Source organism: Propionivibrio sp. (genome assembly GCF_017995515.1).
GTDB lineage: Bacteria > Pseudomonadota > Gammaproteobacteria > Burkholderiales > Rhodocyclaceae > Propionivibrio.
Map to the genome: position 1 here is coordinate 44,546 of NZ_JAGOIT010000005.1, position 19,965 is coordinate 64,510.

At 63.1% G+C, this 19,965-nt stretch carries 18 protein-coding genes and 1 tRNA gene; 5 read left to right on the forward strand and 14 right to left on the reverse strand.

All coding sequences use genetic code 11. The features are described 5' to 3' along the window. Positions 1-51: 51 nt before the first annotated feature. The gene (locus tag KBA32_RS01670) at positions 52-2,961 is read right to left on the reverse strand and encodes a PAS domain S-box protein (RefSeq protein WP_367113731.1); all 2,910 of its coding nucleotides are present in this window, start codon (positions 2,959-2,961) and stop codon (positions 52-54) included. Between the two features lie 95 nt (positions 2,962-3,056). Further along, positions 3,057-3,371: a hypothetical protein gene (locus KBA32_RS01675; protein ID WP_294354328.1), complete on the reverse strand. Its 315-nt coding sequence runs from the start codon at positions 3,369-3,371 to the stop codon at positions 3,057-3,059. 459 nt (positions 3,372-3,830) lie between these two features. Here KBA32_RS01675 and KBA32_RS01680 point away from each other — a divergent pair, with 459 nt between their 5' ends. The 4 genes from KBA32_RS01680 (at position 3,831) to KBA32_RS01695 (ending at position 8,038) form a co-directional block, all read left to right on the forward strand. Continuing rightward, the gene (locus KBA32_RS01680; protein ID WP_294354331.1) at positions 3,831-4,979 is read left to right on the forward strand and encodes an extracellular solute-binding protein; all 1,149 of its coding nucleotides are present in this window, start codon (positions 3,831-3,833) and stop codon (positions 4,977-4,979) included. A gap of 100 nt (positions 4,980-5,079) precedes the next feature. Further along, positions 5,080-6,186: a polyamine ABC transporter ATP-binding protein gene (locus tag KBA32_RS01685; protein ID WP_294354333.1), complete on the forward strand. Its 1,107-nt coding sequence runs from the start codon at positions 5,080-5,082 to the stop codon at positions 6,184-6,186. Positions 6,187-6,198: 12 nt separating this feature from the next. Next, positions 6,199-7,137, forward strand: a complete 939-nt coding sequence (locus KBA32_RS01690; RefSeq protein WP_294354335.1) for an ABC transporter permease — start codon at positions 6,199-6,201, stop codon at positions 7,135-7,137. A 1-nt stretch (position 7,138) separates the two neighbouring features. Beyond that, positions 7,139-8,038, forward strand: a complete 900-nt coding sequence (locus tag KBA32_RS01695) for an ABC transporter permease (protein ID WP_294354338.1) — start codon at positions 7,139-7,141, stop codon at positions 8,036-8,038. An 11-nt stretch (positions 8,039-8,049) separates the two neighbouring features. On the opposite strand, the gene KBA32_RS01700 is transcribed toward KBA32_RS01695, so the two are convergent. The 12 genes from KBA32_RS01700 to KBA32_RS01755 all read right to left on the reverse strand — a co-directional run bounded on the left by KBA32_RS01700 (position 8,050) and on the right by KBA32_RS01755 (position 19,680). Then, positions 8,050-8,787: a M48 family metallopeptidase gene (locus tag KBA32_RS01700; protein WP_294354340.1), complete on the reverse strand. Its 738-nt coding sequence runs from the start codon at positions 8,785-8,787 to the stop codon at positions 8,050-8,052. Between the two features lie 14 nt (positions 8,788-8,801). Beyond that, positions 8,802-9,557 (reverse strand): lysophospholipid acyltransferase family protein, encoded by a 756-nt coding sequence (locus KBA32_RS01705; protein WP_367113730.1) that lies wholly within the window; start codon positions 9,555-9,557, stop codon positions 8,802-8,804. Continuing rightward, the gene (gmhB, locus tag KBA32_RS01710) at positions 9,554-10,090 is read right to left on the reverse strand and encodes a D-glycero-beta-D-manno-heptose 1,7-bisphosphate 7-phosphatase (protein ID WP_294354343.1); all 537 of its coding nucleotides are present in this window, start codon (positions 10,088-10,090) and stop codon (positions 9,554-9,556) included. Before gmhB ends, KBA32_RS01705 begins: the two co-directional genes overlap by 4 nt. Beyond that, entirely contained in the window at positions 10,087-12,171 is a 2,085-nt protein-coding gene (glyS, locus tag KBA32_RS01715) for a glycine--tRNA ligase subunit beta (protein WP_294354345.1), read from the reverse strand. Before glyS ends, gmhB begins: the two co-directional genes overlap by 4 nt. Position 12,172: 1 nt before the next feature. Next, on the reverse strand, positions 12,173-13,072 hold the full coding sequence (glyQ, locus tag KBA32_RS01720) for a glycine--tRNA ligase subunit alpha (protein ID WP_294354346.1): 900 nt from the start codon (positions 13,070-13,072) through the stop codon (positions 12,173-12,175). 122 nt (positions 13,073-13,194) lie between these two features. After that, positions 13,195-14,100, reverse strand: a complete 906-nt coding sequence (locus tag KBA32_RS01725; protein WP_294354349.1) for a D-hexose-6-phosphate mutarotase — start codon at positions 14,098-14,100, stop codon at positions 13,195-13,197. Positions 14,101-14,138: 38 nt separating this feature from the next. After that, positions 14,139-15,686: an apolipoprotein N-acyltransferase gene (gene lnt / locus KBA32_RS01730; protein ID WP_294354352.1), complete on the reverse strand. Its 1,548-nt coding sequence runs from the start codon at positions 15,684-15,686 to the stop codon at positions 14,139-14,141. After that, positions 15,673-16,506: an HlyC/CorC family transporter gene (locus KBA32_RS01735; RefSeq protein ID WP_294354354.1), complete on the reverse strand. Its 834-nt coding sequence runs from the start codon at positions 16,504-16,506 to the stop codon at positions 15,673-15,675. The genes lnt and KBA32_RS01735 overlap by 14 nt, the downstream gene beginning before the upstream one ends. Next, positions 16,506-16,970 (reverse strand): rRNA maturation RNase YbeY, encoded by a 465-nt coding sequence (gene ybeY, locus KBA32_RS01740; protein WP_294354357.1) that lies wholly within the window; start codon positions 16,968-16,970, stop codon positions 16,506-16,508. Before ybeY ends, KBA32_RS01735 begins: the two co-directional genes overlap by 1 nt. After that, positions 16,960-17,973, reverse strand: coding sequence for a PhoH family protein (locus KBA32_RS01745; RefSeq protein WP_294354359.1), 1,014 nt, complete (start codon positions 17,971-17,973; stop codon positions 16,960-16,962). Before KBA32_RS01745 ends, ybeY begins: the two co-directional genes overlap by 11 nt. After that, the gene (gene miaB / locus KBA32_RS01750; RefSeq protein ID WP_294354362.1) at positions 17,970-19,307 is read right to left on the reverse strand and encodes a tRNA (N6-isopentenyl adenosine(37)-C2)-methylthiotransferase MiaB; all 1,338 of its coding nucleotides are present in this window, start codon (positions 19,305-19,307) and stop codon (positions 17,970-17,972) included. Before miaB ends, KBA32_RS01745 begins: the two co-directional genes overlap by 4 nt. 10 nt (positions 19,308-19,317) lie before the next feature. Then, positions 19,318-19,680 (reverse strand): hypothetical protein, encoded by a 363-nt coding sequence (locus KBA32_RS01755; protein WP_294354365.1) that lies wholly within the window; start codon positions 19,678-19,680, stop codon positions 19,318-19,320. A gap of 89 nt (positions 19,681-19,769) precedes the next feature. On the opposite strand from KBA32_RS01755, the gene KBA32_RS01760 reads away from it, so the two are divergent. Beyond that, positions 19,770-19,846, forward strand: a tRNA-Met gene (locus KBA32_RS01760). The last annotated feature ends 119 nt before the right edge of the window (positions 19,847-19,965 follow it).

Consider the following 19,965-nt stretch of genomic DNA (forward strand, 5'->3'; position numbering starts at 1 on the left):
CTTGGCAGCATTCGCCGGCCGAAGTTCCAAACCCGCTGGCGACGCGCTCGCTCAGAGGCGCTCAAGCCATTGCAGCAGTGTGGCGTAGAGCGAGTCCGGGTCGACCGGCTTGCGGATGTGGTCGTCCATGCCCGCATCGAGGCAGGCTTGCCGGTCTTCGTCGAAGGCGTTGGCGGTCATGGCGAGGATGAATGGTCGTTCTGCTTTTCCCGGCAGACGGCGGATCGCTTCGGTGGCTTCGAGACCGCCCATGATCGGCATCTGCATGTCCATCAGGATCAGCGAATAATCACGCTCCCGTGCCATGGCGACACCTTCTTCGCCGTTGCCCGCGGCCTCTACGACCAATCCGGCAAGACGGAGCAGTTCCATGGCGACTTCGCGGCTGAGCGGGTCGTCCTCGACGAGCAGCACGCGATGGCCGGCGAAGCGCGCGCGGATGACGTCTTCCAGCATGACGTCTCCTTCGGCCGCCGCCTGCTCGGTAGATGCTCTCGCCGGTTTCTTTAGGCGAACGGTGATCCAGAAGGTGCTCCCGTCACCGGGCTGGCTGTCGACGCCGATGTCGCCGTCCATCATCTGCGCCAGGTGCCGGCTGATGACGAGGCCCAGCCCGGTGCCGCCATACTTGCGCGTCGACGAACTGTCCGCCTGGACGAAGGCGTGGAAGATGCGTTTCTGCTGCTCCTCGCTCAGGCCGATGCCCTGGTCGCTGACTTCGAGCCGCAGGCGGACGCTCTGTTCGTCGTCCTCGATGTGGCGCAGGCGCACGCTGATGGTGCCGGTATCGGAGAACTTGATCGCGTTGCCGACGAAGTTGATCAGAATTTGCGACAAGCGCAAGGGATCGCCGATCAGGAGCGGCGGCACCGTGCTGTCGATCGCCGTGCACAGTTGCAGGCCCTTGGCCACGGCGCGTTCGTTGAGCATCGACAGCGTGCTGTCGATGAGCTTTCGGGGCGAGAACTCGCTTTCCTCGAGCGTCAGGCGGCCGGAGTCGATCTTTGAGAGGTCGAGGATGTTGTTGATGATGCCGAGCAGATGCTGCGCCGCTTCGCCGATCTTCGCCAGCTTGTCGCGCGGGCCGGTTTCCTTGATGTCTTTGTGCAGCAGGTGGGCGAGGCCGATGATCGCGTTCATCGGCGTGCGGATCTCGTGACTCATGTTGGCCAGGAAGGTGCTTTTGGCGCGGTTGGCCGTCTCGGCGGCATTCTTCGCTTCGGCCAGCGCGTTGGTACGGTCGGCGACGAGCTCCTCCAGGTGGTTGCGGTACTTTTCCAGCTCGGCCTCGGCCTGCTTGCGCGCGCTGATGTCGATGTCGACGCAGAAGAGTTCCGGCGTCTTGCCCGGCACCTCGACGATCGCGTGGCTTGAGATTACATCGACGCGCGAGCCGTCCTTGCGCATCAGCGACAGTTCCTCGGTCGGTCGTGGAATCCCGGTAGTCAGCATCTCGCCCACCACGTTTTCGACCGCTTCGGTCATTTCGGGCGGAATGATGAGTTCGGTGAGTTTTTCCCCGATCGCTTCGCTCGCCGGATAGCCGTAGATCATCTCCGAGGCATGGTTCCAGTAGCGTGTCGTCAGATCGCTCGCGTAACCCTGCACGGCGACCGACGAGATCTCGTTGAGCAGCTTGCGGAAACGCAACTCGCTTTCTTCAAGCACCTTGCTCGCCAGTTTGCGTTCGGTGATGTCGTAGCAATTGCCGATATAGCCGACGAACTCGCCGGCTGCGTCGTAGCGCGGCGCGCCTTCATCCTGAATCCAGCGGTATTCGCCGGAATGATGGCGCAGGCGGTAGTCCATGCTGAACTTCTCGCGCCGGTCGAAGGCCGATACGTAGGTTTCCAGGCAGCGTTCAAAATCGTCCGGATGGACGCCTTCGGACCAGCCATTGCCGAGCTCCTGTTTCAGGCTGCGGCCGGTAAAGTTGAGCCAGCTCTGGTTGAAGTAGTTGCACTCCTTGTCGATGCCAGCCGTCCAGATCAACGCCTGTCCCGAGTCGGCAAGCGTGCGGAAGTTCTGTTCGCTCTCGATGAGCTCGCGTTTGACCCGGTGCCGCTCGCTGACCAGGTGGTTGACGCGGAGCATGACGAGCGCGAAGAGTTCGATGCTCACCAGCATCCCGAGCGTGGTGATCAGGAACGCCGCCTTGCGCACGTATTCGGTCTGTTGGCGCAGTCCGGTCGAAACGTGCCGGTGCTTTTCCTCGAGTTGGTCGAAGGCGAGGCCCAGTTCGTTCAGCAACCTGTCGCCTTCGGTGGCGATGGCCGTCTTTTCCTCAGTCTTGAGGCCACGCCGGATCGTCGTTAGCGTTTCGGACGACCATTTGAGCAGGGTCGTGGTCCTTTCCATGAACGGAATGCGGGCGCTGTCCAGCTGCCCCAACGGCGAGTTTCCGTTGCCGAGTTCGTCGATCATGAAGCGCGCCCGGTCGACGGCAACCTGCGCCGAGTTGAGCGAGCGCAGGTCGTTGGTGAGCAGGTAGCTGAGGATGAAGCTCTGGTGCTGTGCGATGTACGAGTAGGTGTCGGCGCTGCGCGCGTAGAGCGTGTCGGCATTCGACAGACGTCGGTTGGTCTCGGAGACTTCGTACTGCGAGCGGATCGCGGTGATGCCGATGATTACGAGCAAAGCCGTCCCGAGCGCGAAGCCGGTCGTCGTGGTCTTACCGAGTTCCCATGAGAACGTCTTCTGCCGGCAGACCATCAGGAAAGAGGCGGTGCCGAGCAGCATGAACAGGATCGCCGCGTCGCCGGCCATGACGCTCAGACCAAACCAGCCAAACATGCCGAGCGCCGGCGAGAAGTAGGTGCTCATGGCCGAGACGGCGAGCGCCACGACCATGATGCTGAGGAATGACGAAATCATCAGGCGTCGGCGCGCGAGGCTCGGGGGTGTGTTCAGCCAGAGGGCAATCGCCAGCAGCGTATGGCTGACGGCCGACTCGGGCGCCATGCGGAAGCTGGTCGCCGAAGCCGTTGCGGTGAGGCGCTCGTTGACCAGGAGCGCCTCGATCTGCAGGCTTCTTCCGAACAGGTGTTCCGCGAGCGTCAGCAGGCCGACGAGTACCGGCAGAACAAGCAGCAGCGCGAGCAGACCGGACCAACGGGCGGTGCCGTGTTGGCGCCGTCGGGCCGGCCGGTAGTGAGCAGCGAGAAAAGGAGTGCCAGCCCGTTGAGAATGAAGCACAACGCCGAGGTCGGCTTCATCGGCGCCCATCCATGCAGGATGGCGCGCAAGGCCGGGAGATCGAGCAGATAACCGGCCAGGACGACAGCGCCGCCGACCATCGCCAGAAGCGCCGCGAGTACGGCGAAAGCCATCGATGCGTTGTGCAGGTTCGGGCGTGCGCGGCTCGCCGGCATGGTCAGATACCCGATCCCGGAAGGAGCTTGCAGGACGACCGGTCGAGCGGGTCGGCTAACGCAAGGCCAGAGCAAGCACAGGGCGCGGGCGCGGTGACGATCGAGAGGAGTGGCTGCCGGATGCCTGACATGACGATTACCCTTTCGCCCGCGCCCGGATTTGGCTATGGACGAGCTCGTTTTCTGGTTCGGGAATGTTCGCACGCTATGCCGCTTGATTCTGCGCTTATTGCGTCCGGCTTGGCAACCAGGAAACACAGTGGTCATGTCGATAATATTGACGAAACCAACGATAAATTCGGGATAGAATTCACCCCGGCATCCCTTGGTACGCCACGGTTCCTTCCCTCTGTTCCCCCGCGTTTTTCTTTTGGAGTTATCAGTACGATGAAACGGAATATCCTGGTTCTTGCGCTGTCGGTTCTCGCTGTGACGGCTTGTGGGAAAAAGGAGGCGCCCGTGGCCGAGGCGCCAGCGCCGGCTCCGGTACGGTCCGAAGCGCCGAAGGCTGAAGCCGCCGCCTCGGCAGCCGCTCCCGCCGAGGCCGCACCGGCTGCTGCACCGGTCGCCGCCAACGACGAAGAAAAGGTGCTGAACATCTACAACTGGGCCGACTACATTCCGGCCGACATGGTGGCCAATTTCGAGAAGGAATCGGGCATCAAGGTGAATTACCAGACCTTCGAGAACAACGAAGGCCTGCACGCCAAGTTGGTTGCCGGCAACAGCGGTTTTGACCTCGTCGTTCCGGGCGCCGTGTTCGCCAAGTCGCAGATCGACGGCGGTCTGCTGATGAAGCTCGACAAGGCGCGCATTCCGAACCTCGGCAACCTCGATCCGGCGATCATGAGCAAGCTCGCTTCGGTTGACGCCGGCAATGATTATCTGGTGCCGTGGGCGTGGAGTTATACAACGGTGGGCATCAACAAGGGCAAGGTTGCCAAGGCCCTTGGTTCGACGCCGATGCCGGAGAACGCCTGGGATCTCGTGTTCAACCCGGAATACACGGCGAAGCTCAAATCCTGCGGTATCGCCTTCCTCGATTCGCCGACCGAGATCGTTCCGCCAGCCATGCACTACCTCGGCAAGAACGCCTATTCCAACGATCCGGCCGATCACAAGGCAGCGGGCGAAATGCTGGCCAAGGTGCGCGGCGACGTTCGCATGTTCACCAGCACGATGATCGACGACCTGGCCGGTGGCAAGGCGTGCGTGGCGCTCGGCTGGGCCGGTGACATGAACATCGCACGGAGCAGGGCGATTGAGAACAAGAGCAGCAATGAAATCGAGGTTCTCCTGCCGAAGACCGGCGGTTTGATCTTCTTCGACTCGCTGGCGGTTCCGAAGGACGCGCCGCATCCGAAGAATGCCGCGGCGTTCATCGACTACTACCTGCGCCCGGAGGTCTCGGCCACGCTGACCAACGAACTGAGCTACGCGACGGCCAACAAGGCGAGCCTGGAGAAGGTGAATCCTGAAATTGCGCAGAACAAGACGGTGTTCGTCGATGCCGAGACGATGGCGAAGATGGTGTCGCCGTCGAGCTTCAGCAACGAGGCGCGCGAATCGATGAGCAACGTCTATACGCAGTTCAAGAAAGGCAAATAAGCCGCGCCGATGAGCGTCATCGGTTTCGAGGCTGTGCTCGCCCTGGTCGGCGGGCACAGCTTTTTTCATGCATTTGACCCAAGAGCAGGAACTAACCGCCATGAGCCAGCTGGACCCTCGTAACCCGGGGTTTTTACGTACCGATAATCTGGTCAAACGATTTGATGAGGTCATCGCCGTGGATGAGGTTTCGATTTCGATCCAGAAAGGCGAGATCTTTGCGTTATTGGGCAGTTCCGGCTGTGGCAAGTCGACCTTGCTCAGAATGATGGCCGGCTTCGAGAAGCCGAGCTCGGGCAAGGTGTTCCTGGACGGTGTCGATATCGCGTCCTTCCCGCCCTACGAGCGGCCGATCAACATGATGTTCCAGTCGTATGCCTTGTTCCCGCATCTCAACATCTGGGACAACATCGCTTTCGGCCTGAAGCGCGAGGGCATGCCCGCGCCCCAGATCAAGGCGCGCGTCGAGGAAATGCTCAATCTGGTGCAACTGACCCCTTACGCCAAGCGCAAGCCGCATCAGCTTTCCGGCGGTCAGCAGCAGCGCGTCGCACTGGCGCGCAGCCTGGCGAAAAAGCCGCAACTGCTTTTGCTCGACGAGCCGTTGGGCGCGCTCGACAAGAAGCTGCGGCAGCGCACCCAGTTTGAGCTGGTCAACATCATCGAATCGGTCGGCGTGACGGTGGTGATGGTGACGCACGACCAGGAAGAGGCGATGACGATGGCTTCGCGCATCGCCGTCATGCACCACGGGCGGGTGCTGCAGGTCGGGACGCCGAAGGAAATCTACGAGTGCCCGATCAACCGCTTCGTCGCCGACTTCATCGGCAACGTCAATCTCTTCGACGGGCAACTCAGCGTCGACGAGCCGGATCGTTGCGAGATCACGACGGATCACGGCGTCATGCACATCTCGCACGGCATCGGCGGCGCCATCGGCATGCCGCTGGCCGTCGCCGTGCGGCCGGAGAAGATCTACATCGCGAAGAACCGGCCGGCGGATGTCTCGGTCAATCTCTTCAGCGGCAAGGTGCGCGAAATCGCCTATTTCGGCAGCTACACCTCCTTCGTCGTCGAGGCCGCGAGCGGGCGCACCGTCGTCGTCACCGAACCGAACGGCAGCCGGCTGGAGAACATCGACATCACGTGGGAAGATCAGGTCTTCTTCTGGTGGGATGAGGCCGATCCCGTCGTTCTGACGCAATAAGGCGAGGGCGTCATGATCCTGGAAAGACTTTCCCAACTGCGTCTGGGCAAGCGCTTCATCATCGGCGTGCCGTTCGTCTGGCTGCTGATCTTCTTCGTCGTCCCCTTCCTCATCCTGGTGCGCATCAGCGTCACCGACATGGGCAACGGCGTCGATCCGTTCGCACCGCTGATGGAAACGGTCGACGGCGTGCTGCGCATCATGCTGAAGTACCAGAACTATGTGTCGATCTTCGAGGAAACGACGGACAGCGGCGCCGCGCTGTTCGGGCAGACGATCTACATCGAGGCCTTCCTGACCTCGGTCAAGTACGCGTTCTGGACGACCGTGCTGTGCCTGGTGATTGGCTACCCGTTTGCCTACGCGATTGCGCGCGCGAGGAAGTCGTTTCAGCCGGCGCTCCTGATGATGATCATGCTGCCGTTCTGGACTTCGTTCCTGCTGCGCGTCTACGCCTGGAAGGGCATCCTTGCCGACCAGGGCGTGCTGAACAATACGCTGATCTGGCTCGGCATCACTGCGGAGCCGCTGCAGCTCCTCTATTCGGACGTCTCGATGCTGGTCGGCATGACCTACGTCTATTGCCCGTTCATGATCCTGCCGCTCTACGCGACGCTGGTGAAGATGGACTTCCGCCTGCTCGAAGCCGCGCACGACCTCGGCGCCAGCCCGTGGAAAGCCTTCTGGCTGGTCACCGTGCCGCTCTCCAAGGCCGGCATCATCGCCGGCTCGATGCTGGTGTTCATCCCCTGCCTGGGCGAGTTCGTCATCCCCTCGCTGCTCGGCGGTGCCGAGAACATCATGATCGGCCGCGTCGTCTGGGACGAAATGTTCAGCAGCAACAACTGGCCGCGCGCCGCCGCGCTGGCGATCGTCATGATCCTCTTCATCCTGGTGCCGATGGCTGTCTACAACCACTACAGCGCCGAGCGCGACGCGGCGGAGGAATGACGTGAGCAAGCTCTCCCAAACCCTCGCCCGTTTCCTGCAGAACCATTTCGGCCGTTTCTGGATGGTCGTCGTCTATCTGTTCCTCTATACGCCGCTCGTCTTCCTGATCCTCTTTTCGTTCAACAGCACGCGCCAGGACGGCATCTTCACGGGCTTCTCGACGCGTTGGTATACAGCGCTGCTCAACGACTCGCGGCTGGTCAGCGGCTTCTTCCTGTCGCTGCGCGTGGCGGTGGTCACCGGGACCTTGTCGACCATCCTCGGCACCTTTGCCGCCTTCGTCCTCGTGCGTTACCAGCGCTTTCGCGGGCGTTCGCTGTTCTCCGGCCTGGTCAGTGCACCGCTGGTCATGCCCGAGGTGATCATCGGCCTGTCCTTACTGTTGCTCATGGTCTCGGTCCAGCACGCCGTCGGTTGGCCGGATCGCGGTGTGACGACGATCGTCATCGGGCACACCCTGCTCGGCATGGCCTACGCGACGGTCGTCATCAGCGCTCGCCTGCGCGACATGGACCGCAGCATCGAAGAAGCGGCAATGGATCTCGGTTGCCGTCCCGTGCAGGTGTTCTTTCTGGTCACGCTGCCCAACATCCTGCCCTCGCTGATCGCCGCCTGGATGCTCACCTTCACGCTGTCCTTCGACGACGTGGTCATCTCGGAATTCCTCTCCGGGCCGGGCGTCACCACGCTGCCGCAGGTGATTTTCGGTTACGCGCGGCGCGGCGTGAATCCGTCGATCTACGCTGCGGCGACGATCCTCATCCTCACCGTATCGGTCGGTATCATCGCCTACAGCCTGATGACGATTCGCACGCAGTCGCGGCGTGAGCGCGAAATGAAGGCCGCGGTGCGCGCGGAGATCGAGCGTGTCGAAACCGCGGCTTTGCGCGGCGGGCACTGAGTAGCGGCTGGTTACCAGCGCGGGCAAGTCGCGGCGAGCAGCTTCAGCTCGCCGCGCGCACGGCGGTGATCGGGATAATGCTGTTCGACGACTGCCCAGAATCTGGGGCTATGGTTCATCTCGTGCAGGTGCGCCAGTTCATGCACGACGACGTAGTCGACGATATGCGGCGGAAAATGGATCAGCCGCCAGTTCAGCCGGATGCCTGATCTTCGGCTGCAACTGCCCCAGCGTGTGCGTGCCGAAGAGAGCGACAGCGGCGGCAGATGCAGCGCCATTTGCGCGGCAAAGAGGGAAAGCCGTTCGGCGAACAGCTCGGTGGCACGCCTGCGCAACGCGCGCTCCAGCACCTGAGCGGCGTCATCGGGGGCGCGCAGAAGAAGCGTGAGAACCGGCGGCGTTTGCGCACTCCAGAGTGCGCGATTGGCACCGACGGACAGGCGGACTTCCAGCGTTCCGCCGAGCAGTGGCAGGTGAAGGCCGTCGATGACCTTCAATGCTTCAGCGGGACGCCGCGTGCGCCACTCATCAAGCTTGTTGGCGACCCAAGCCCCATGGTGCAGGATCAGCGCTTCGACTTCCTTGATCGAGGCACGCGGCGGGGCGCCGACGCGCAATCCGCGGTGGTCGATGGTCAGACCGATGGTACGTCGCCGGGCGCGGCGCAGCACGTAGGGAACGATGCGGTCACCGAGTGCGATCGTGCGCGCCGTCTCGTCGGCCGACAGCGGTTTTTCAAGCGGGAACAAGAACGGCGCTTCGTTCAACCGGCGACAGCGGGGGCGGTGGTTTCAGCGCGCGCGTAGTGCTGCGGCGAGATGCGGCGCATTTCGGCGTCGACCCATTGTTCGGCGATTGCCGTGATCTCGTCGGCCGTCCGGCCGATCGGGTCGATCGCCGGGCCGATGCTGACCGTGATGACGCCCGGGTTCTTGACGAAGGCGTTGCGCGCCCAGAATTCGCCGGCGTTGTGCGCGACCGGGACGAGCAAGGCGCCCGAGGCGATGGCGAGGTGCGCACCGCCCGTCTTGAAGCGGCGCTTCTCACCCGGTGCGACGCGCGTTCCTTCCGGGAAAATGACGACCCAGTAGCCAGCTTTCAGCCGTTCGCAACCCTGATCGATCACTTGACGCAGCGCGTCCTTGCCGGCCTTGCGGTCGATCGAGATCATCTTTACCGCAGCGAACGCCCAGCCGAGGAAGGGGATCATCAGCAAGGACTTCTTCAGCACGAAGACCTGGTCGGGAAAAATCGCCTGCAAACCGACCGTTTCCCAGGCCGATTGATGCTTGGAGAAGATGATCGACGGAGAGCTCGGGATGTTCTCCCGCCCGACGACGCGGTAGTGCAGTCCGAGAACGTAGCGGCAGATCGCCATGAAGCCGGCGCGCCAGACGGAGATGAGCCAGAAGCGCACGCGCATCGGCAGGACAATGGCCAATGTCACCAGAAAGCCGAACGGCGCGGTGATCAGGGTGGCGAGGATCAGGTAGACGACGGACCGGATGACGGGAATCATGTTCTCAGGATGTGTTCGACGGCTGCGGTCAGATCGTTGAAAACGAGGGTTCCGGCCGGCAGGTTGCCTTCGGCGAGCGTCTTTTCACCCTTGCCGGTGAGGACGAGGATGGGCAGCGCACCGGCCGTCACCGCGGCCTCGAGGTCGCGCAGCGAGTCGCCGACGGCGTAAACGCCCTTGAGGTCGACATTGAAGCAGTCAGCGATGCGTTCCATCATGCCCGGCTTAGGCTTGCGGCAGTTGCAGTTGGAGTCCGCCGTGTGCGGGCAGTAGAACACGGCGTCGATCCGCCCGCCCGCCGCCTGCACGGCGCGATGCATCTTGTCGTGCATGGCGTTGAGCGTGTCCATGTCGAACAGCCCGCGCCCGATGCCGGACTGGTTGGTTGCCACCACGACGCGATAGCCGGTCTGGGTCAGCTTGGCGATGGCCTCAGGGCTGCCCGGCAGTGCTTTCCACTCCGCTACCGACTTGATGAAGTGTTCGGAGTCGTAGTTGATGACTCCATCGCGATCGAGGATGACGAGTTTCATACGCCCAGCCTGGAAATGTCGGCGACTGCATTGAGCAGGTCGAACAGCGATTCAAGCAGACCGAGACGGTTGGCGCGGATCAGCGGTTCGTCGACGTTGACCATCACCTCGGCGAAGAACTGGTCGACTTCGGTGCGCACCGAGGCGAGTACCTTCAGCGCGTCGGCGTAGTCCTCGTTGGCGACGTGCGACTTGACCACCGGCGCGATCAGCGTCACGCGCTCGAACAGCGTTTTCTCCGCAGCTTCCTGCAGCAGCGCGACGTCGGGTTCGGGCAGGCTGCCTTCGGCCTTCTTCAGAATGTTGCCGATGCGCTTGTTCGCCGCGGCCAAAGCCAGCGCTTCCGGCAAACCGAGGAAGTCGCGCACCGCGGCGAGCTTCGGCGGCACGAGGTCGATGCGCGTCGGGCGTTGCGCCAGTACGGCCTCGATGACGTCCTGCGCATAACCAGCTTCCTTGAGCAGCCCGCGCAGGCGGTCGAGCATGAAGTCGAGCAGCGGCTCGGCGACCGGTTGCGTCAGCACGCCGGCGGAGAAACCGGCTTGCGCGTCGGCGATCAGTTCGGCGAGGTCGAGCGGCAGCGGCGTTTCCATCAGGATGCGCAGCACGCCGAGCGCGGCGCGGCGCAGGCCGAACGGATCCTTGTCGCCGGTCGGGATCTGGCCGATGCCGAAGAAGCCGACCAGCGCATCGAGCTTGTCGGCGAGCGCGGCGGCGCAGGCGATGTTGCCGGCCGGCAGCGCGTCGCCGGCGAAGCGCGGCTGGTAGTGGCTCTGTACGGCGTCGGCGACGTCTTTGTCCTCGCCGTCGTGCAGCGCGTAATAGCGGCCCATGATGCCTTGCAGTTCCGGGAACTCGCCGACCATGTCGGTAACGAGGTCGGCCTTGACCAGGCGCGCGGCACGCGCGGCGAGCGAGGCGTTGGCGCCGAGTTTGCCGGCGATCTTGCCGCTCAACGTTTCAAGGCGTTCGACGCGTTGCAGCACCGAGCCGATCTTGTTGTGATAGACGACGTTGGCCAGTTTGTCGAGGCGCGAGGCCAGCGTCGCCTTGCGGTCCTGATTGAAGAAGAAACGGGCATCCGAGAGGCGCGGACGCACGACGCGGGCGTTGCCGCCGACGATGTGTTTCGGATCGTCGACCTGCATGTTGGAGACGATCAGGAACTTGTTGAGCAGCTTCTTCGTGCCGTCGAGCAGCGGGAAGTACTTCTGGTTCTGCTGCATCGTCAGGATCAGGCATTCCTGCGGCACGTCGAGGTACTCGGATTCGAATTCGCCGACATAAACCACGGGCCATTCAACCAGCGAAGTGACCTCGTCGAGCAGGCCTTCCGACGGGTTGATCGTGGCCTTGAGTTCCGCGGCCTTGGCGTCGAGTTGCGCGGCAATACTAGCCTTGCGTTCGGCAAAACTGGCGACGACCTTGCCGTCGGTCTTGAGCACGTCGGCGTAGGCGTCGGCCTGTTTGATCGCGATGTCCCCGGCCGAGAGGAAACGGTGACCGCGAGTGAAGTCGCGGCTCTTGAGGCCGAGCACCTCGCCGGGAACGATGCGCTCGCCGTGCAGCTGAATCAGACCGTGCACCGGGCGCACGAATTGGTGGTCGGAATCGCCCCAGCGCATGACCTTCGGGATCGGCAGTTTTTTCAGTGCGTCGGCGACGATACCGGCGAGCACGTCATCGAGCGCAACGCCCTTGACGGTGGCTTCGTAGAACAGTGCCTCGGCCTTGCCGTCCATGCGCTTCTCGAACTTGGCGACTTCCGACACCGGAATGCCTTTGCCTTCGAGTTTTTTGAGCAGCGCCTGCGTCGGCTGACCAGCGGCGTCGAGTGCGACGCTGACCGGCATGATCTTTTCGGTGACGGCAGCGTCCGGCGCAACGGCCAGTACGCCCGGCACCTGAATCGCCAGACGGCGCGGCGTGGCGAACCATTGGTACTGGTCGCTGGCGGTCAGCAACTTACGCGCGGCGAGACCGGCATGAATTTGTGCGGAGAAGACCTCGCCGAGGCGCGACAGGGCTTTCGGCGGCAGTTCTTCGGTCAGGAGTTCGACGAGGAGGGTGGCTGTGGTCATGTTATTTCGCTCCCTTGCACATCGGGAAGCCGAGCGCTTCGCGGGAGTTGTAGTAGGACTGCGCGACTTCGCGCGCCAGGGCGCGGACGCGGCCGATGTAGGCGGCGCGTTCGGTGACCGAGATGGCGCCGTGCGCGTCGAGCAGGTTGAAACAGTGCGAGCACTTCATCACCTGTTCGAAAGCCGGGAGCGCGAGGTTGAGGCCCATCAGGCGCTTGGCTTCCGATTCGTGGTCGCTGAAGTGGCGGAACAGAATCTCGACGTTGGAGTGCTCGAAGTTGTACTTGGATTGCTCGACTTCGTTCTGGTGATAGACGTCGCCGTAGGTGAGCGTCTGGCCGTTGGCGTGGGTCCACACCAGGTCATAGACGTTTTCGACGCCCTGCAGGTACATCGCCAGGCGTTCCAGACCGTAGGTGATTTCGCCGAGCACCGGCTTGCAGGTCAGCGAACCGACTTCCTGGAAGTAGGTGAATTGCGTGACTTCCATGCCGTCGAGCCAGACTTCCCAGCCGAGGCCCCAGGCGCCGAGCGTCGGCGATTCCCAGTCGTCCTCGACGAAGCGGATGTCGTGTTCCTTGAGGTTGATGCCCAGCGCTTCGAGCGACTGCAGGTACAGTTCCTGGATGTTGTCGGGCGAGGGTTTGAGCACGACCTGGTACTGGTAGTAGTGCTGCAGACGGTTCGGGTTCTCGCCGTAGCGGCCATCCTTCGGGCGGCGCGAAGGTTGTACGAAGGCGGCGTTCCACGGTTCCGGGCCGATGGCGCGGAGAAACGTTGCGGTATGGAAAGTGCCGGCGCCGACCTCGATATCGTAAGGCTGGAGCAGCGCACAACCCTGTTTGTCCCAGAAACTCTGGAGACGCAGGATGACTTCCTGAAACGTAGGCTGAATGGGCATGTGAGGCTTCGACAAAACGGGAGAAACCGCGATTTTACTTGGTTTTGCAGCCGACGAGAAAGACGGATCGGGCGCATGGCGATGCCTGGCACCCGGTCTTCCTGGCCCTGCCGGCATGCGGACTACAGCGACAGGGTCATCCAGCTGTGGCAGGTTTCGCCCGCCGGAATCGTCAGCGCTCGCTCGGCCACTTCGCCGCGCTCGACGCACAGGTAGCCGACGTGATTTCCCTCGCCCATGTCGGCGATGTTGCGGTCGTTGTCCCAGGCGTTCCACACGATCGCGCAGCCGGCGTCGGATTCGATGACGATGCGGCCGTCCGCGCTTTCGATCGTCTGCCTCGCCGGAACGTCGAGATGGATGCGGTCGGTGGCCGCACCGATCGTGACCTCACCGGCCTGGCGCTTGCGTGCGCCGCCGTCCATCTTGTCGATGTAGTCGGTATCCTCGAGTCCGCTGACGCGCGCCTGCGCAACGTCGGGAACCGCGAAGTAAGTGTGGAAGGCGAAGGCGAAGGGCGCGGTTTCAGCGCTGCGGTTGGTCGCCGACAGCCGGATCGTCAGCGTCTCGGCAACGAGGAATTCGAGCTGGAAGACAAAGGCGTGCGGCCAGAGTCCGCTGGTCGATGCGTCGCCGGCGAGTTCGAGCGTGACGCGCGTTGCGCCCGCCGGCGTGATCGCCGCGTTTGCCAGGGTCCAGTTGGCCGTGCGCACGAAACCATGTGCCGACTTGCCGTCCGGGCCGGCGCCGAACCACGGCAGGCAGAGCGGGATGCCCCCGCGAATCGCCGTGTCCGGCTGCAGCTTGCACCTGGGCGAGAGCCACAGCATTTCGCGCTGATCCATCGGGCGGAAGGCGAGGACGTGCGCACCCTGCAAGGCGATGACGGCGCGCCCGTGTGCATTTTCGACGAGCAGCACGGGGAGCCCCGCCTCACCGGCGGTGTGCAGCTGCGGATAAAGGTCGGCAGTGGTGGTGAGGGTGACGCCATCCGGGAGGTGCCGTGCGTCGGGTGCGGGGGAGGTCATGGTGGTTGTCATGGCGATATCGGCTAATGGCGAGTGGGTCAGGATACGGCGTCGTTCCTGCGGAAAACGGTGAGCGAGAGCAGGAGAACGGCGAACGCGAAGCCGATCGCCGGCCAGTTGCCCCAGCGCACGTAGGGCGTGGCGCCGGTGTGGCCGACGACGTCTCCGCGCAGGGCGCCGCGCGTAAAGGGTGGTAGGACCCCTTGCACCTCACCGCGCGTGTCGACGATGGCGGTCATGCCGGTGTTGGTCGCGCGCAGCATCATGCGGCCGGTCTCGAGCGCGCGGATGCGGGCGATCTGCAGGTGTTGCGCCGGCGCGAGCGAGTCGCCGAACCAGGCGACGTTCGAGATGTTCACGAGCAGCGTCGCGTCGGGCAGGCTGCGGATGATTTCCTCGCCGAAGGCGTCCTCGTAGCATATGTTGACGGCCACCCGCTGCCCGGCAAGCGCCATCGGTGCTTGCGGCGATGCGCCCGGGGTGAAGGACGACATCGGGATGTCAGCCAGCTTCAGGAACCAGGAGAACCCGGGCGGAGTGAACTCGCCGAAGGGAACGAGGTGCGACTTGCGGTAGTGCTGCTCGGGTGACGCGCCCACGCTGACCGCGCTGTTGCTGTAGTTTTCGTGGTTGCCGACGACGATGCCGAAGATGAGGTCGCCCCGTTCGCGGTCCGCCAGCTTCTTGACCTCATCGAGATACTCGCGTGGCACGTTGTCGAGGAAGGCGGGCAATGCGGTTTCCGGCAGGACGGTGAGCTGCGCCGGATTCTCCAGCGCCAGGCGGTAGTAGGTACGTAGCGATTCGATGAATTTCTCGGGCCGCCACTTGAGATCCTGCGCGACGTTGCCCTGCAGCAGCGCGACGCTGACGGGCGATCCCTGTGGCGCCGTCCAGCGAATCTCGCGCAGCAGGGCGCCGCCGGCCAATACCGCCAAAACCAGGAGTGTCGGTGTGGCGATCGCCGCGCGCGAAGGTCCCGGCGCGGCACGAAACCTCTGTAGCGATTCGCCGAGCAAGGCACCGACGAACAGCGTCAGCAACGACGCGCCGAATACGCCGAACAGCGGTACGTAGCTGGCGAGCGGGCTCGGCGGGGTCTGCGAGTAGCCGAACGCGAGCCACGGGAATCCGGTGAATATCCAGCCGCGCAGCCACTCGCCGAGCGTCAGCAGGGAAGCGAGGAGCAACGCGCGCTGCCACCAGCGCGCGGGAGCGTGGTGAACGAACAGCGCACCGGCCAGCGCGGGGTAGAGGGAAAGGAAAGCGCAGAAGAGCAGCGTGGCCAGCGCAGCCAGTGCCGAAGGCATGCCGCCGAAAGTGCTCAGGCTGACATAGATCCAGGAGACGCCAGTGATGAAAAAACCGAAACCGAACGCGCCGCCGATCAACGCGCCTCGGCGCGGGCGCCGGCCGGTGTCGCTAGCGTCGCTGGTTTCAGCCTCCTGGCTCAGGAGCACGAACAGGCCGGCGTGCGTTATCCAGGCGATTACGAACCAGTCGAGCGGCGCAAAGGCGGCAACGCTGGCGGCACCGAGCAGTCCCGCGAAGATTAGTCGCCGCGTTGCCGGCTCAGGAAGTCTCATCCGGCGCTTGCTCGCGGGTGACAAGGAGCGTGTACATGCGCCGCCGGTCGGCACGCAGGACCACGAAATTCAGGCCGCCGAGCACGATTTCCTCCTTGCGCCTTGGCACCCGACCGAGGTGGTTGAGGATCAGTCCGCCGACCGTGTTGCATTCGTCCGTGCTGAAGTGGCTTCCGAAATGTTCGTTGAAGTCCTCGATCGTCGTCTGCGCCTTGACGCGGAAGCGGCCGAACTGGTCCGGCCGGATATTGCCTTCGGATTCGTCGAAGTCGTATTCATCCTCGATCTCGCCGACGATCTGTTCGAGCACGTCCTCGATGGTGATGAGACCGCTGACACCGGCGTATTCGTCGATGACAATCGCCATGTGGTTGCGCGAGACGCGGAACTCGCGCAGGAGGACGTTGAGACGCTTCGATTCCGGGATGAAAACGGCCGGATGCAGCCAGTCGCGCAGCTTGAACGGACGGTCGGCGCGCACACGCAACAGATCCTTGGCGAGCAGGATGCCGACGACGTTGTCGCGGCTGTCGTCGATGACCGGAAAACGCGAGTGGGCGGTGCGATTGACCTGGGCGATGACTTCTTCGAGGGGCGCGTCGATGTCGATGAACTCGATCATCGCGCGCGGCACCATGACGTCGTGCACGCTGACCTCGGACGCGGCGAGCGCGCCTTCGGTGATCGAGAGCGCATCGGCGTCGAGCAGCTTACGCTCGTGCGCCGAATGCAAGAGGCGCATGAGTTGTTCCCGGTCTTCCGGTTCTCTCAGCAACAGGGAAGAGATGCGTTCAAAAAAAGACGGTTTGTCAGGGTCCATTAGTCAGTGTCGTTGCGATAAGGGTCGGCAAAACCGAGTTGCGCGAGGATCGTGCGTTCCTTGTCTTCCATGAGCCGTGCTTCGTTTTCGCCAATCTCGTGGTCGTAGCCCTGCAGATGCAGGATGCCATGCACGATCAGGTGGGCATAGTGCGCTTCGAGCGTTTTCTCCTGCTCCGCGGCCTCGCGTTCGACGACGGCGGCACAGATGACGAGATCGCCGGCGACGACGGGTTCGACTTCGTAGGGAAAGGAAAGCACGTTGGTCGCGTAGTCCTTGCCGCGGTAGTCGCTGTTGAGCGACTGGCCTTCTTCCGGCTCGACGAAGCGGATCGTGATCTGCCCGCCGCGCTTCTCGTCCACGTCCAGCGCGGCGCGCACCCAGGCGCGGATCTGCGGCCGGGAGGGTAAGCCGGCTTGATTACAGGCGTATTGCACGCTGAGATTGAGGCGCTTACTTGTCATTGAGCTGGGCCTCCAGCGCCGCCGTATGCGCCTCGTAGGCAGAAACGATGCGCGCGACCAGCGGGTGGCGCACGACGTCTTCCTTCTGGAACTCGGTGAAGGCGATGCCGCGCACCTCGCGCAGGATCTGCCGCGCCTCGATCAGGCCGCTCTTCTGGCCGCGCTGCAGGTCGATCTGTGTGACGTCACCGGTGACGACGGCCTTGGCGCCGATGCCGATGCGCGTCAGGAACATCTTCATTTGCTCCGGCGTCGTGTTCTGCGCCTCGTCGAGGATGATGAAGGCGTGGTTCAGCGTCCGCCCGCGCATGTAGGCGAGCGGGGCGATTTCAATGGCGTTGCGCTCGAAGAGCTTGGCCACCTTGTCGAAGCCCATCAGGTCGTAGAGCGCGTCGTAGAGCGGACGCAGGTAAGGGTCGACCTTCTGCGCCAGATCGCCGGGCAGGAAACCGAGCCGCTCGCCGGCCTCGACCGCCGGGCGGGTGAGCACGATGCGCTGCACCAGTTCGCGCTCGAACGCATCGACCGCCGAGGCGACGGCAAGATAGGTCTTGCCGGTGCCAGCCGGGCCGGTGCCGAAGGTGATGTCGTGTTCCTGGATCTGCTTGAGATACTCGACCTGGCGCGGCGTTCGGCCGTGCAGTTCGGTCTTGCGCGTCATCAGCAGCGGCGCGTTGCCGCCGACCGGTGCGTCCTTGCGCGCGGGCTTGTTGATCAGCTCGATCAGGCCGAGCTGGATCTCGTCGACCGAGAGCGAATCCCTGGCCTGAGCGTAGAAAATCTGCAGGGCTTCCGAAGCGCGCGCTGTTTGCTCGCGCTCGCCGCGCAAGGTGAAGCGCTCGCCGCGGCGGGCGATCGATACGTCGAGTGCGGTCTCGATCTGGCGCAGGTTCTCGTCGAGCGGGCCGCACAGGTTCGCGAGCTGCGAGTTGTTGACCGGCGAGAGCAGCAGTTCGATGGCGCGCGGCTTCGTGGCGGTTTTGGTCGGATTCTTCGTGCTCATGACTCGCGGGTGACGATTTCGCCGCGCAAGGAATGCGGCAGGGAGGAAGTGATGCGCACGTCGACGAAGCGGTGTACCAGGCGCAGGTTGCCGATGAAGTTGACGATGCGGTTGTTGTCGGTGCGTCCGGCCAACTCGGTGTCGTCCTTTTTCGACAGTCCTTCGACGAGCACGCGCTGGATCGAACCGACCATGGCTTGCGAGACTCCCTGCGCGAGATCGTCGATGCGCTTCTGCAGGCGCATCAGCCGTTCGAGCTTGAGTTCCTGCGGCGTGTCGTCAGTCAGTTCGGCGGCCGGCGTTCCGGGGCGGGAACTGTAGACGAAGGAGAACGACGCGTCGAAACCGATGTCGTCGATCAGCTTCATCGTCTTCTCGAAGTCCTCGGCGGTCTCGCCGGGAAAACCGACGATGAAGTCCGAAGAGAGCGAAAGGTCGGGCCGCGCCGCACGCAGCTTGCGCACCAGGCTCTTGTATTCGAGCGCCGTGTAGCCGCGCTTCATGTTGGCAAGCACGCGGTCGGAGCCGGACTGCACCGGCAGGTGCAGGTGCGAGACGAGCTTCGGCACCTTGGTGTAGACGTCGATCAGGCGCTGCGAGAGTTCGCGCGGGTGCGACGTCGTGTAGCGGATGCGCTCGATGCCGGGGATCTCGGCGATGTATTCGATGACGAGCGCCAGATCCGCAACTTCTTCGCTGCCCGCCATCGCGCCGCGGTAGGCGTTGACGTTCTGGCCAAGCAGCGTGACTTCCTTGACCCCTTGCGCGGCGAGCCCGGCGACTTCGGTCAGCACGTCGTCGAACGGCCGCGAGACTTCCTGGCCACGCGTGTAGGGGACGATGCAGAAGGTGCAGAACTTGCTGCAGCCCTCCATGATCGAGACGAAGGCGGAAGCACCCTCAACCTTGGCCGGCGGCAGGTTGTCGAACTTCTCAATCTCCGGGAAGGAAATGTCGACCTGCGACTTCCCTGCACTGCGCCGCTCAGCGATCAGTTGCGGCAAACGATGCAAGGTCTGCGGTCCGAACACCACGTCAACGTACGGCGCCCGCTTGACGATCGCTTCGCCTTCCTGGCTGGCAACGCAGCCGCCGACAGCGATCACGAGGTCGGGCTTGTCCTTCTTCAGCGGGCGCACCCGGCCAAGGTCGTGAAATACCCGCTCCTGCGCCTTTTCGCGTACCGAACAGGTGTTGAAGATGATGATGTCGGCGTCTTCGGGCCGGTCGGTCTTGACGATTTCTTCAGAGGCACCGAGTACATCGGCCATTTTGTCCGAGTCATACTCGTTCATCTGGCACCCGAAGGTGCGGATGAACAGTTTTTTTACCATGTTTTCCTGATTAGTCTTCTTGAAGCGCCGAAACTTCGGCTGAGCTGAGCAGCCACACGCGGGAAACAGCGCCGTACGTGTCTGCGAGATAAACCACGTCCTTCTTGCCCTGGATCGTCATCGGCATCACGATCAGGTTCTGCGGGCTGCGGAGCTGAGCGGTCGTCGCCAAACGATAGGATTTTCCATCGATCACCACGAATCCATCGCCGAGCGGCGGGAACATGACCCCTTGCTTGGCTTCAGGCGGGAGGGTTCGGGTCGCGGTGTAATACTCGTATTGCTGCACACCGGTCGTGGTGCCCGAGCTTTGCACGGCAGCCTCAATAACGGCGCTAACAACAGAGGCAATGAGGGATGCGGGTAGTGGCATGCGTGCATTATAGACAATGCTGAAATTCCTTGTGTGATCGTAACGCTTGACCGGAGATGAGGCGACCCCCTATAATCTCGCGCCTTGTTGGTGATGTAGCTCAGTTGGTTAGAGCGATGGATTCATAACCCATAGGTCGGCAGTTCAATTCTGCCCATCACCACCAAAGATTTTTCAAAAGAAACAGGGCCTGGGCAACCAGGACCCTGTTTTTTTGCGTAAATAATGGGCAGAAGGCGTTCGGTCTGACACGGTTTCTGACACAGCGACGGTGTGTCAGCGTGG

What these genes read in the sequence shown, in the direction of transcription:
- KBA32_RS01685 (WP_294354333.1), top strand. Translation starts at nt 5,080, where the DNA reads ATGAGCCAGCTGGACCCTCGTAACCCGGGGTTTTTACGTACCGATAAT.
- miaB (WP_294354362.1), bottom strand. Translation starts at nt 19,307, where the DNA reads ATGGTAAAAAAACTGTTCATCCGCACCTTCGGGTGCCAGATGAACGAG.
- KBA32_RS01690 (WP_294354335.1), top strand. Translation starts at nt 6,199, where the DNA reads ATGATCCTGGAAAGACTTTCCCAACTGCGTCTGGGCAAGCGCTTCATC.
- KBA32_RS01675 (WP_294354328.1), bottom strand. Translation starts at nt 3,371, where the DNA reads ATGCCGGCGAGCCGCGCACGCCCGAACCTGCACAACGCATCGATGGCT.
- KBA32_RS01755 (WP_294354365.1), bottom strand. Translation starts at nt 19,680, where the DNA reads ATGCCACTACCCGCATCCCTCATTGCCTCTGTTGTTAGCGCCGTTATT.
- KBA32_RS01670 (WP_367113731.1), bottom strand. Translation starts at nt 2,961, where the DNA reads ATGGCGCCCGAGTCGGCCGTCAGCCATACGCTGCTGGCGATTGCCCTC.
- glyS (WP_294354345.1), bottom strand. Translation starts at nt 12,171, where the DNA reads ATGACCACAGCCACCCTCCTCGTCGAACTCCTGACCGAAGAACTGCCG.
- lnt (WP_294354352.1), bottom strand. Translation starts at nt 15,686, where the DNA reads ATGAGACTTCCTGAGCCGGCAACGCGGCGACTAATCTTCGCGGGACTG.
- KBA32_RS01725 (WP_294354349.1), bottom strand. Translation starts at nt 14,100, where the DNA reads ATGACCTCCCCCGCACCCGACGCACGGCACCTCCCGGATGGCGTCACC.
- KBA32_RS01745 (WP_294354359.1), bottom strand. Translation starts at nt 17,973, where the DNA reads ATGAGCACGAAGAATCCGACCAAAACCGCCACGAAGCCGCGCGCCATC.
- glyQ (WP_294354346.1), bottom strand. Translation starts at nt 13,072, where the DNA reads ATGCCCATTCAGCCTACGTTTCAGGAAGTCATCCTGCGTCTCCAGAGT.
- KBA32_RS01705 (WP_367113730.1), bottom strand. Translation starts at nt 9,557, where the DNA reads ATGATTCCCGTCATCCGGTCCGTCGTCTACCTGATCCTCGCCACCCTG.
- KBA32_RS01735 (WP_294354354.1), bottom strand. Translation starts at nt 16,506, where the DNA reads ATGGACCCTGACAAACCGTCTTTTTTTGAACGCATCTCTTCCCTGTTG.
- gmhB (WP_294354343.1), bottom strand. Translation starts at nt 10,090, where the DNA reads ATGAAACTCGTCATCCTCGATCGCGATGGAGTCATCAACTACGACTCC.
- ybeY (WP_294354357.1), bottom strand. Translation starts at nt 16,970, where the DNA reads ATGACAAGTAAGCGCCTCAATCTCAGCGTGCAATACGCCTGTAATCAA.